Source organism: Acidovorax sp. 100 (genome assembly GCF_003688355.1).
Classification (GTDB): Bacteria; Pseudomonadota; Gammaproteobacteria; order Burkholderiales; family Burkholderiaceae_C; genus Acidovorax; species Acidovorax delafieldii.
In genome coordinates this window covers 3,725,300-3,736,845 of record NZ_REFD01000001.1, presented here as the reverse complement: position 1 = coordinate 3,736,845, position 11,546 = coordinate 3,725,300, and the positions used below count along the sequence as shown (strand labels likewise).

General features: G+C 65.0%; 10 protein-coding genes. 7 read left to right on the top strand and 3 right to left on the bottom strand.

Features of this window, described 5'->3' with window-relative positions:
- The first annotated feature begins 216 nt into the window (after positions 1-216).
- Positions 217-1,179 carry a tripartite tricarboxylate transporter substrate binding protein gene (locus C8C96_RS17230; protein WP_121943088.1) on the top strand — a complete coding sequence of 321 codons (963 nt, stop codon included), beginning with the start codon at positions 217-219 and terminating at the stop codon, positions 1,177-1,179.
- 14 nt (positions 1,180-1,193) lie between these two features.
- On the opposite strand, the gene C8C96_RS17225 is transcribed toward C8C96_RS17230, so the two are convergent.
- Complete coding sequence (locus C8C96_RS17225) at positions 1,194-2,201, bottom strand: LysR family transcriptional regulator (RefSeq protein ID WP_158605770.1); 1,008 nt, start codon at positions 2,199-2,201, stop codon at positions 1,194-1,196.
- Positions 2,202-2,217: 16 nt separating this feature from the next.
- On the opposite strand from C8C96_RS17225, the gene C8C96_RS17220 reads away from it, so the two are divergent.
- Positions 2,218-2,676 carry a hypothetical protein gene (locus tag C8C96_RS17220; RefSeq protein WP_158605769.1) on the top strand — a complete coding sequence of 153 codons (459 nt, stop codon included), beginning with the start codon at positions 2,218-2,220 and terminating at the stop codon, positions 2,674-2,676.
- A 172-nt stretch (positions 2,677-2,848) separates the two neighbouring features.
- Complete coding sequence (locus tag C8C96_RS17215; protein ID WP_121943085.1) at positions 2,849-4,534, top strand: long-chain fatty acid--CoA ligase; 1,686 nt, start codon at positions 2,849-2,851, stop codon at positions 4,532-4,534.
- A gap of 85 nt (positions 4,535-4,619) precedes the next feature.
- Here C8C96_RS17215 and C8C96_RS17210 read toward each other — a convergent pair whose 3' ends face one another.
- Positions 4,620-4,994 carry a PilZ domain-containing protein gene (locus C8C96_RS17210; protein WP_056067655.1) on the bottom strand — a complete coding sequence of 125 codons (375 nt, stop codon included), beginning with the start codon at positions 4,992-4,994 and terminating at the stop codon, positions 4,620-4,622.
- Between the two features lie 94 nt (positions 4,995-5,088).
- Between C8C96_RS17210 and C8C96_RS25360 the strand changes: the two genes are divergently transcribed.
- The 4 genes from C8C96_RS25360 (at position 5,089) to C8C96_RS17190 (ending at position 10,235) form a co-directional block, all read left to right on the top strand.
- Positions 5,089-8,079, top strand: a complete 2,991-nt coding sequence (locus C8C96_RS25360) for an EAL domain-containing protein (RefSeq protein ID WP_121943084.1) — start codon at positions 5,089-5,091, stop codon at positions 8,077-8,079.
- Positions 8,080-8,283: 204 nt separating this feature from the next.
- Complete coding sequence (locus C8C96_RS17200; RefSeq protein ID WP_056067657.1) at positions 8,284-8,775, top strand: hypothetical protein; 492 nt, start codon at positions 8,284-8,286, stop codon at positions 8,773-8,775.
- A 122-nt stretch (positions 8,776-8,897) separates the two neighbouring features.
- Entirely contained in the window at positions 8,898-9,677 is a 780-nt protein-coding gene (locus tag C8C96_RS17195) for a 2OG-Fe dioxygenase family protein (RefSeq protein ID WP_121943083.1), read from the top strand.
- 120 nt (positions 9,678-9,797) lie between these two features.
- Positions 9,798-10,235 carry a universal stress protein gene (locus C8C96_RS17190; protein ID WP_121943082.1) on the top strand — a complete coding sequence of 146 codons (438 nt, stop codon included), beginning with the start codon at positions 9,798-9,800 and terminating at the stop codon, positions 10,233-10,235.
- A gap of 165 nt (positions 10,236-10,400) precedes the next feature.
- Here the strand turns inward: C8C96_RS17190 and C8C96_RS17185 are convergent, their stop codons facing one another.
- Positions 10,401-11,384 (bottom strand): tripartite tricarboxylate transporter substrate binding protein, encoded by a 984-nt coding sequence (locus C8C96_RS17185; protein WP_121943081.1) that lies wholly within the window; start codon positions 11,382-11,384, stop codon positions 10,401-10,403.
- Positions 11,385-11,546 lie beyond the last annotated feature (162 nt).

The window sequence follows — 11,546 nt, the reverse complement described above, 5'->3', positions numbered from 1 at the left end:
GTGCCAGTTGTCTGCGGTGGCCCCACCGCCGCACTTCGGCATCTTGGCGGCTGGTAGTTGCCGCCCTCGGCGTGCGGCATTGAGGCGCTTGTATCGCAGTTTTGTTCAAGACGCAGGCTGAACCAGAAGTTCAGGCCAGCCACAACGTCAATCGTCTTCCTTGCGTGGCTTCTGCCGTCCATACTGCGCTCCATTGACTCTGTTTGGGGGCATGCAATGAACCGACTGAAGACAGGCATTGTGGTGGGCGTGCTGACGATACTGACGGCTTCGGCCGGGGCACAGACCACCTATCCGAACAAGCCCATTCGGCTGATCGTTCCGATCATCGCTGGCGGTCCGAGCGATGCCGCGGCGCGTGCGCTGGCCAAGGGTTTGAGTGCGGGGCTCGGCCAGCAGGTACTGGTGGAGAACCGCCCTGGAGGCAACACCGGGATCGGCGCGGGTGCGGTGCTGGGTGCTGCTCCGGACGGCTACACCTTGCTCTTTGCCCTGGCCTCCAACGCGGGCCTGCCGCACTTGAGCAAGGCGGCACCCTACAAGTCCCTCATGGAGTTCTCGCCGATATCGACCCTCGGTGGCAACACGCAATGCCTGGTTGTGCCCGGCAGCTTGCCAGCCAAGACGCTGACCGAGTTTGCGGCCTACGCAAAAGCCAGCGCGCAACCGCTGATGCGTGGCTCTAACAATGTCTCGGAGGACATGGTGGCGGGCCAGATCACTGGCGCGCTGGGCTTCAAGCTGGAGCGTGTGCCTTACAAGGGCGCTCCGCAGATGATGCCGGACCTGCTGGAGGGGCGCGTGCAGGCGGCCGTTTTGCCGCTGGGGGCGAGCATGCCCCATGTCCGGTCAGGACGTCTGACGATGCTCGGCTGCAGCATGGCCGAACGCATCGCCTCGCTGCCGGCGGTACCTACATTGGCCGAGTCCGGGGTCTCGGCGGGCCCGCTGATCACGGCGCACTTCCTGCTGGGACCTCCCAAACTGTCTTCGGAAATCGTTGAACGCCTGTCCGCTGCTGTGCGCCAAGCCGTTCAGACGAGCGACTTCAGGCAGGAAATGGAGCAGCTGATGATCTTTGGATCTGCACGCGCACCGTCCGAGACCCGCGAACTGATGTTGCAAGCGGAGGCCCAATATGTTCAGTACGTCCGGGAGACTGGCGCCAGCATCGATTGATTGCGTGAAGGTGTTCAGCGCTGGGTCAGCCAGCTCGATGCGCGCCGACTGCTGCCATGGTGCCATGCGGGCCTGCTGTCAACGCTCGACTGTCCCAGGGCCGTTGTCTGTTGCGCCAGATCGGCGCAGCGGGCCGCAACAAAATCTGCAAAGACACGCAAGCGCAAGGTTCTGCGCAGTTCGGGGCGGGAATACAGGGCCAGCGGCGGTGGGTCAAGCACTTCCCAGTCCAGCAGCACCGGCACCAGCAACCCACGGGTTGGATCAACGTGCCCTGAGACATGTGCAATCCGCATCACCCCTGCGCCCCCCAAAGCCAGTTCAAGCAGGTGGTCACGATGGTTCGAATGCAGCCAGCCCCGCACAACCACCTGCTCGACAACGTGGCCCTGTTTGCCAGTCTGGCCATATCGCCAAAGGTCCAGCAGCTTGCCGTAGGGGTTGCGGTAGCAGAGGCAATTGTGGTCGGCAAGATCACTAGGGTGACGCGGCGTGCCGTAGCGCTTCCAGTATGCGGAAGTGGCTGCCGTGACCTGAGGCATTACCGGCAACTCTCTTCGAACCCAGTCGCGGGCCTCGAACCATCCATGCAGAGCAAGGAGATCGCATTCGCGCGCGGCGGTCTCTTCCAGATGGACGACGGTGCGCACATCGATCGTCAGGTCTGGATGGTTGGCGTGAAAGGCCGGCAGTGCCGGCACGACAAAGTGCTGCAGGAAGAAAGGCGTACCGCCGATCACCAGCGTGCCCTGCGGGCGCTGCCGGGCCTGACGCAGCCCGTCATCGGCAGCCTGCAATTGCGCCAGCAACGGCGCGCAGGCCTCGGCGTACTGCACGCCGTCGGCGGTCAGCGCGAGCCCGCGACTCCCACGCTGGAACAGCTTGGTGCCGAGCTGTGCTTCGAGCGCTCCCACCAGCTTGGCCACGGCTTGCAAACTCACATTCTGCTGGCGCGCAGCAGCCGACAGGCTGCCTGCCTGCGTGGCGGCGAGGAAATACTGAATGGCTTTGAGCTTGTCCATTTCGAGGGAGTGTGCAGTGACCATGCAGACATTGGCAACTGCCGAGCAGCGCGCCGCTGCGCACCAGCTGTTGGAGCTGATTGGCGGTAGCTGGGCCATGCAAGCGATCGGCGTGGCGGCCAGATTGGGTCTGGCGGACCATGTGGCCTCGGGCGTGACGCAGGTGGTCAATCTGGCCAAGGTCTGTGACTGCGATGCAGACGCATTGCATCGGTTGTTGCGCGGCCTCGCCGCGCTGGGCGTGCTGGGTCTTGACGGCCACGGGCAGTGCAGACTGACCACAACCGGCGATCTGCTGCGCCGCGATGCCGCACTGGGACTGAGTTCGCATGCGCAGTGGTGGTCGCAGCAAGCCTTGGGAGTCTGGTCGGACCTGATGGGCAGCGTGCGCACGGCGACGGATTTTCACAGCCTGCTGTTAGCCGCCGGCTTCTCGGTTCGGCACGTGCTTCTGGCGGGGGCTCGTTTTCAGTGATCGAGGCCCGTATCCTGCCCGCTGGAGAGGTGAAGACGATCACCGGATAGTGCTGCGGCGGGCATGATCATTGGGGCCTGGGGTCACTTTGGTGACGCGGGCGCGGGGCATCCCCATTGCCCGAGCAGGGCGGGGCATCTAGGCTGGAGGGCACAAGGAGTCTGTCTGCCCCATGCGCCCTCACTACAAATTCTGGCCCCGCCGCCTTCCCCACGCCATCACACTGCCTGCCACCTCGCTGTGGGACAACCTGGCCACCAATGCACGCCGCTACCCTGACAAGGCGGCGCTGGTGTTTTTCGGCACCACGGTCAGCTACCGGCAACTGATGGAAGGCGCGGAGCGCCTGGCTGCGCGGTTGGCCCAGCTGGGGGTGCAGCGTGGTGACCGTGTGGTGCTGTGCATGCAGAACTGCCCGCAGCTGGTGATGGCGCATTTCGCCATCCTGCGGGCCAATGCGGTGGTGGTGCCGGTCAATCCGATGAACCGGGCCGAAGAGCTCAAGCACTACATCACCGATCCCGATACCAAGATGGCGATCACCACCGGTGATCTGGCCCCGGAGATGGCCAAGGCCAGCAATGCGTTGGCCCCTGGCGAGCGGCTGGCGCATCTGGTGGTCACGCAGTTCTCGGATACGTTTGACGTGGCCGTGACCGGCATGGATGCGCCGCCCGAGGCGTGGATGGACTGGCTGGGCACGCGCCACCCCTTGCCGGCACTGGAGGGTGGGCAAGCCCACGCCTGGGCAGATGCCCTGGCTTGTACTGATGCGCCCCCCGCTTTGTTGGTAGGCCCGGCCGACCTGGCGCTGTTGCCCTACACCAGTGGCACCACGGGGCTGCCCAAAGGTTGCATGCACCTGCACAAAAGCATCATGCACAACACGGTGGCCGCCAGCCTATGGGGCAATGGGTCTGCCGACAATGTGACGCTGGCGGTGGTGCCCATGTTCCATATCACCGGCATGGTGAGCGTGATGCACACGTCGATCTACTGCGGCGCCACGCTTGTCATCATGCCTCGCTGGGACCGCGACCTGGCCGGGCGCCTGATATCGCGCTACCAGGTCACCACCTGGACCAACATTCCCACCATGGTCATCGACCTGCTGGGCAGTCCGAACTTTGCCAGCTATGACCTCTCCAGCCTGGCCTATATCGGTGGCGGGGGGGCGGCCATGCCGCAGGCCGTGGCGCAGCGCCTTCTGGAGCAATATGGCCTGCGGTATGCCGAGGGCTATGGCCTGACCGAAACGGCGGCGCCGTCGCACGCCAACCCGCCGGACCACCCCAAGCAGCAGTGCCTGGGCATTCCGTTCATGAGCACCGATGCGCGGGTGATCGACCCCGACACGCTGCAGGAGCTGCCCGTGGGCGAGCAGGGCGAGATCATCATCCATGGCCCCGAGGTGTTCGAGGGCTACTGGAAGCGGCCCGATGCCACGGCGTCAGCCTTCATCGAGTTCGAGGGCAAACGGTTCTTCCGCTCGGGCGACCTGGGGCGCATGGACGAGGACGGTTACTTCTTCCTGACCGACCGGCTCAAACGCATGATCAATGCCAGCGGCTTCAAGGTGTGGCCGGCCGAGGTCGAGGCGTTGATGTTCCGCCACCCTGCGATCCAGGAGGCCTGCATCATCGCGGCCAAGGACAGCTACCGGGGCGAGACAGTCAAGGCGGTGGTGGTGCTGCGCGCTACCCACAAGGACACGACCGAGCAGCAGATCATCGACTGGTGCCGCGACAACATGGCCGTCTACAAGGTGCCGCGCATCGTGCAGTTTGTGCCGGCGTTGCCCAAGAGCGGCAGCGGCAAGGTGATGTGGCGCGCGCTGCAGGAGCACGAAGCGCAGTGACGGGTCGGCACCCGCCGATTTGACAAACGCGCCAAGAAGAAAAGAGGTGCCGCGGCGGCGGCGGTGACGAGCCCTGCGGCGGCCGTCAGTGCGCCGCCCCAGCCATGGTCAGTTCGCCCAGGTCCCGCTCCAGCAGGGCGGGGTCGCCCAGTTGCAGCTCGATCAGACGGCGCAGGTGGGTGACGCTGTCCAGGTCAATGCCCTTGCACAGCAGCCCGGTGTGCAGGCCTTGCACGTGGGCCACCTCGGTGGACATGGCGATGTGGTTGCCGGTGTCGGCCAGGGGGATGGTCAGTTGGCACAACGTGCCTTGCCCCAGCGTGGCCTGCGCGGGCACCATGATCAACGCGCCCTTGAGCGACAAATCCAGCACATGCACGCTGAATGCGTCGGTGGCCGTGGTCAGCAGGGCCGGCGCATCAAAACCAACGCGGACGAAGTGGCGGCGTTCATGGGGCATCGCTGTCTCCTGGGCGGGGCGGGGGTGTGGCACATGCTACCCCAACCGGCACACGGTAGTTAATTTTTGGAGGTTTTTGCAAGCATTCGTTAACATGGTTTCTCCATCACCTGGGGGGTCCGGTGTGAAACCTGGCGTGAACTGGCTGGTGCGGCGCTGTGCCGCGTGGCTCAAAGGCATTGTGTGGGCGGCCGTATTGACGGCCAGCGCCAGCATTGCTGCGGCGCCCCGCGAGCTGCGTGTGGGCGTGTACTCGAACGAACCCAAGGTGTTTGTGGATGCCGACGGCAAGGCCGCAGGCATTTTTGTGGATCTGCTGCAATTGGTGGCTGCGCGCGAGCAGTGGACCATCAAATATGTGCCCTGCAGCTGGCAGGACTGCCTGGATGCGCTGCGCGAGGGCCGGCTCGACCTGATGCCCGACGTGGCACGCTCGCCCGAGCGCGAGATCCTGTATGACTTTCACCGCCTGCCAGTGCTGCACAGCTGGTCGCAGATCTACCGGACATCAGGCGCGCCCATCTACTCGTTGTTTGACCTGCAGGGCAAGCGGGTCGCGGTGCTCAAGGGCTCCGTGCAGCGGTCCACATTCCTGAACATGGTGGACAGCTTTGGCATCCAGGTGACTTTGGTGGATGCGCCCAGTCTGATAGATGCGTTTGCCATGGTGCAGCGTGGCGAGGCCGATGCGGTCATCTCCAACCATCTGTTCGGCAATTTCCATTCGGCCCGCTATGGCGTGGTGGACACGGGCATTGTGTTCCAGCCCGCTACGCTGTTCTTTGCGACCGGCCCCGGTCGCAATGCAGATGTGTTGGCGGCCATTGACCGATCCGTCGAGAACTGGCGCAGTGGCGCCGACCCGGCCTATGCCCAGGTGATGCGCCACTGGGGCGGGCAAGACCCTGGCGTGCAGATTTCCCCCTGGGTGTGGCGGGGGCTTGCGGGCTTGGTGGCGTTCAGCTTGCTGGCTGCGTTGATGGTTGCGATCTTGCGTCGCCAGGTCCAAGAACGTACGCGCCACTTGCGGGACAGCGAGCAAAAGCTCACCACCATTTTGGACAGTGTTGGCGCGTTCATCTACATCAAGGGCAAGGACTACCGTTACCAGTACGCCAACCACCACACGCTGCATTACTTTGGCAGGCCGGCGCACGAGGTATTGGGCCATGACGATGCGGCGTTTTTCGACTCAGCCACGGCGCAAAGGCTGCGAGCCAATGACCGCAGGGTGCTGGAGGACGGCGAGACGCTGGAGGCGGAGGAGGTGAACACGCCCGCCGCCACGGGCGAGACACGCGCGTTTTTGTCGATCAAGATTCCGCTGCGCCACGCGGATGGCAGCATTTATGCGCTGTGTGGCATCTCGACCGACATCACCGAGCGCAGCAAGGCCGAAGAATCGCTGCAGATTGCTGCCACGGTGTTTGAGTCGTTCGAGGGCATGATCGTGACAGGGCCCGACCAGAGGATCCTCAAAGCCAACCAGGCCTACGCGCGGCTGACCGGCTACACGGTGGACGAGCTGGTGGGCCAGACACCGCGCCTGCTGCACTCGGGCCGCCAGGACGCGTCTTTTTACGCGGCCATGAAGAACACCTTGCACTCCAGCGGCATGTGGCAGGGCGAGGTATGGAACCGGCGCAAGGACGGCACCGAATATCCGGCCTGGATCACCATCACCACCGTGCGTTCGCCACGCGGCGAGATCACCCATTACGTGGGCACGCAGACGGACATCTCCAGCCGCAAGGCTGCCGAAGAAGAAATTCGCCTGCTGGCCTTCTACGACCCGCTCACGGGCCTGCCCAACCGTCGGTTGATGAATGACCGCCTGCAACACAGCCTGGCCGCCAGCGCACGCTCAGGCGCGGGCGGTGCGTTGCTGTTTGTGGATCTGGACAACTTCAAGGACCTGAACGACACCCAGGGCCACGAGCTGGGCGACCAGCTGTTGCGCCAGGTCGCCGCACGCCTGGGGGGCTGCGTGCGCATGGGCGACACCGTCGCGCGTTTGGGTGGGGACGAATTTGTGGTGCTGCTGGAGGGGCTCAGCCCGCAGGCGCACGAAGCGGCCGCCCAGGCCGAAACAGTGGGGCGCACGGTGCTGCAGGCTCTCAGCCAGAGCTACCAGCTCGACGGCCATTCACACCACAGTTCTTGCAGCATAGGTATTGCGCTGTATGCCGATGCACGTGGCTCGGTGGACGAATTGCTCAAGCACGGCGACATGGCCATGTACCAGGCCAAGGGCGCAGGCCGCAACACCTTGCGGTTCTTTGACCCGCGCACCCAGGCCAACGTGACCGCGCGCACGCTGCTGGAGGCGGGCTTGCGCGACGGGCTGCGCGAGGGGCAATTCTTGCTGCATTACCAGGCGCAGATTCACCAGCAGCGCGGCATTGTGGGCGCCGAGGCGTTGGTGCGCTGGCAGCATCCGCAGCGCGGGCTGGTGTCGCCCGCCGAGTTCATTCCAGTGGCCGAAGCCTCGGGCCTCATCGTGCCGCTGGGCGTGTGGATTCTGCGCACGGCCTGCCTGCAATTGGTGGAGTGGGCCCGCGACCCGCAGACTGCCCACTGGACCTTGGCCGTGAACGTGAGCGCACGGCAGTTCCGCCACAGCCACTTTGTGGACGAAGTGCTGGGCGTGCTGGAAGAAACCGGCGCCAACCCGCACCGGCTGAAGCTGGAGTTAACCGAGACCCTGCTGCTGGACGATGTGGAGGACACCATCCAGCGCATGGACACCCTGCGTGCGTCGGGCCTGGGCTTCTCGCTGGACGACTTTGGCACGGGTTATTCGAGCCTGAGCTACCTCAAGCGCTTGCCACTGGACCAGCTCAAGATCGACCAAAGCTTTGTGCGCGACCTGCTCACCGACGCCAATGACGCCAGCATTGCCCGCACCATCGTGACCCTGGCCCAGAGCCTGGACCTGGGGGTGATTGCCGAGGGGGTCGAAACCCAGGAGCAACGCGACATGCTGGCTGGGCTGGGCTGCCACACCTGGCAGGGCTACCTGTTCGGGCGCCCCGGGCCGGCGGAAGCACTGCTGCAGGCGGCTGCCAGTGCAACGGCGTCGTGATGCCGGTGGACGTATATCGGGCTTGGGCGCCGGCAGCCAAGGCCTTGCGGTACCTCATCTCGCGCCAACAACTGTCGCCATTGGCTGACATTTTGTAGCGTCTGAAAGGTGTAAGGTACAGGAAGCCTTGTGACTCACACGGGGCCGCCCTCCCTGTGCACGCACTGTTTGTGTGCACGGCGTGGCAGTCAGCAGGAGCTTTCCATGAAAAACACCATGTTTCCCACGATCCGTCTTCTTGTTTCGGGTGCGGCTGCGGCCGCGCTCCTCGGCCTGGCGGGCGGCGCGCATGCGCAGGCCTACGTCAATGCCACCGTGGGGGGCGAACTGGCACCCGGCGTGTATGGCCGCATCAACATTGGCAATGCACCGCCACCGCCGCTGATTTACGCAGAGCCGGTCATCATCCAGCGCCCTGCTGTGGTGGTGCCGCGTGCGCCCATTTACCTGTATGTGCCGCCCGGCCACGCCAAGAACTGGGGCAAACACTGCGCTCGCTACAACGCCTGCAGCCAGCCGGTGTACTTTGTGCAGGAGCCGCCCCCACGCCGTGGCAACCCGTACCAGGGTCCGCGCGGGCGCGATGACCATCGCTGGGATGACGACCGTGGACGCGGCGGCAAACACGACCGTGACCATGACCGCGGGCATGGCAAGGGTGAAGGCCGTGGCAAGGGCCATGGCAACCGGGACTGAGCGGCTTGCGACCACGGGGGCTGGCCGGTTGCGTGGATCCGGATGCGGCCCCCACACTGCACCCACCCTGTTTGCGCCATCGCAGAACCCGTGGTGGCGGCTGCGGTTAAGCTCGGGCCTCTATGGCCCAAGTCTCCTTTTCTCCCCCTTTTACTACACCGGCTGACGTCGCCAGCCAGCTGCAAAGCAGCGGCTTTGCCGTGCTCAGCCCTGAGGCCGTTGCCGAGTGGGTTGGCTGTGACCTGTCGGCGCTGCTGGCCCTCAACAGCGACTGGGCAGCCTTGCCGCCCGATGAATTCCTGAAGGACGGTGGCCGCTACCGCCGCCGTCGCCACGCCTGCTTTGTGCTGCAGGAGGGCCGGATGGAGCAGGTGCCGCACCGTGCCCACTGGCAGCCCGTGGAGTACAACGCGCTGCACGGCGGCATGGAGCGCTGGTTTGCCCCCATGGAGCCCGCCACCGTGGCGCAGCCCGTGTGGCAGCAATTGCTGGCCGCGCTGGCGGGCGTGTCGGACGCCGTGTTTGCCAGGCCGCAGGCACCGGTGCCCTGGTTTGTAGAGGCGCACCAGTTCCGCATCGACACCACCGACGGCATTGGCCGCCCCACACCCGAAGGTGCCCACCGCGACGGGGTGGATCTGGTGGCGGTGTTTCTGGTGGGGCGCGAGGGCGTCAAGGGTGGCGAGACGCGGGTGTTTGAGGCCAACGGCCCTGCCGGGCAGCGCTTTACCCTGACGCAGCCCTGGTCGCTGCTGTTGCTGGACGACGCGCGCATGATCCACGAGTCCACGCCCATCCAGCCGCTCAAGGACGGAGGCTACCGCGACACCCTGGTGGTGACCTGCCGCCGTGGGAACTTCCAGGGCGCGGACGTGGTGGGGCTGGCGCCGTCGGGCGCCTGAGCGTCGCAGCCGGAGTGCATCCGATTTGATGCGAATCAAGATGCGCGGTATGGTAGGCGTTCACACTGGTCACTGTGGGGCCACAAGCCCGTCACACCATTCAACCCAAGGAGAAGCACCATGTTCAAGCACATTCTGGTTCCTGTCGATGGTTCCAAGACCTCGATGCTGGCCGTGTCCAAGGCCGCAGGCCTGGCCAAGACCTTTGGCAGCGCCGTCACGGCGGTGTACGTGATCGACCCCTATCCCTTCACCGGCGTTGGCGCCGACTTTGCTTACGGCCAGGCGCAATACATCAGCGCCGCCACGGCCGAGGCCAATGCCGCGCTGGATGCCACCAAGAAGGCCATGGCCGATGCGGGTGTGCAGGTCACCACCGTGGTGGGCGAGGGGCATGCGGTGCACGACGGCATCCTGCGCGCGCTGGAAGGCTCCGGCGCCGACCTCATCGTGATGGGCTCCCATGGCCGCCGCGGCCTGGAAAAGCTGGTGCTGGGCAGCGTCACACAGCGTGTGCTGGGTGTGGTGCACATCCCCGTGCTGGTTGTGCGGGACTGAACACGCTCCCCCATGAAGAACGGCTCCGAAAGGAGCCGTTTTTTATTTCAGTTCTCGATGATGTCGCGCATCACCCGCTGTCCGTTGTTCGTGGACCAGGCGCTCTCCAGGCCAGTCCACCGGGTGCGTCCCCCTCAGGGGGAAGGCGCAAAGCGCCTCAGGGGGTCACTCAATCTTTGCGCCCGAGGCTTCCACAATGCCCTTCCACTTGGCGTAGTCGGTCTTGAGCAGGGTGTTGAACTGAGCGGAAGACATGGCCTCCGGCTCGGCACCCTGGGCGTGGATGGCGGCCTTCATCTCGGGGGTGGCCAGCAGCTTGTTGATTTCTGCGTTGACGACGTTCACCACGGTGGCCGGTGTACCTGCGGGCGCAAACACGCCGTACCAGGTGCTCACATCAAAGTCCTTGAAGCCCGACTCGGACACGGTGGGTACTTCGGGCATGGACGAGCTGCGCTTGGCCGATGTCACGGCCAGCGGGCGCAGCTTGCCCGACTTGATCTGGGCCATGGCCGATGGCACCGAGGACATGAGCAGGTCCACGTTGCCCGACAGCGCATCCATCAGCGCAGGGTTGGAGCCCTTGTAAGGGATGTGGCTGAGCTTGATGCCCGCAGCCTTTTCGAACAGGTCGCCTGCCAGATGGATCGAGGTGCCGTTGCCGGGCGACCCATAGGTGATGGTGCCGGGCGCTGCCTTGGCAGCAGCCACCACGTCGGCCAGCGTCTTGAACTTGGAGTTCGCGCTGGTGGCAATGACCACGGGCGTATAGGCCACATGGGCCACGGCGGTCAGGTCCTTGGTGGGGTCCCAGGGCAGGTTTTTATACAGCCAGGGGCCGATCACCAGGTTGTCTTTCTGGCCCATGACCAGGTCATAGCCCGTGGGCGCAGCCTTGACGGCCTCGCCAATGCCGATGGTGCCGCCTGCGCCGGCGCGGTTGTCGGCCACCACGGTCCATTTGGCGCTTTCAGTGAGCTTGGTGGCCACCAGGCGCGACAGGATGTCGGTGCCGCCGCCGGGCGGGAAGGGCACGATAAGGCGGATGGGCTTTGCGGGGTATGCCGCAGCGGGCGCAGGCGCCTGGGCGTAGGCCGTGGAGCCCAGCGCGAAGGCGAGGGCGGTGAAGGAAAGCAGGGTGCGCATCATGGTGAGAGGTGTCTCCGTCGGTTCAGTGGTGTGCGGGTCGCCGCCAGGCCGCTGGGTGCGGCTGCGGTTGCCCGGCTGATCTGGGGCAGCGGGCGCCAATGATCGCTGATCGACTGTGGCGCTCGCATTGCCAATAGTAGGTGGCAGCATCGCGGGTGGCGA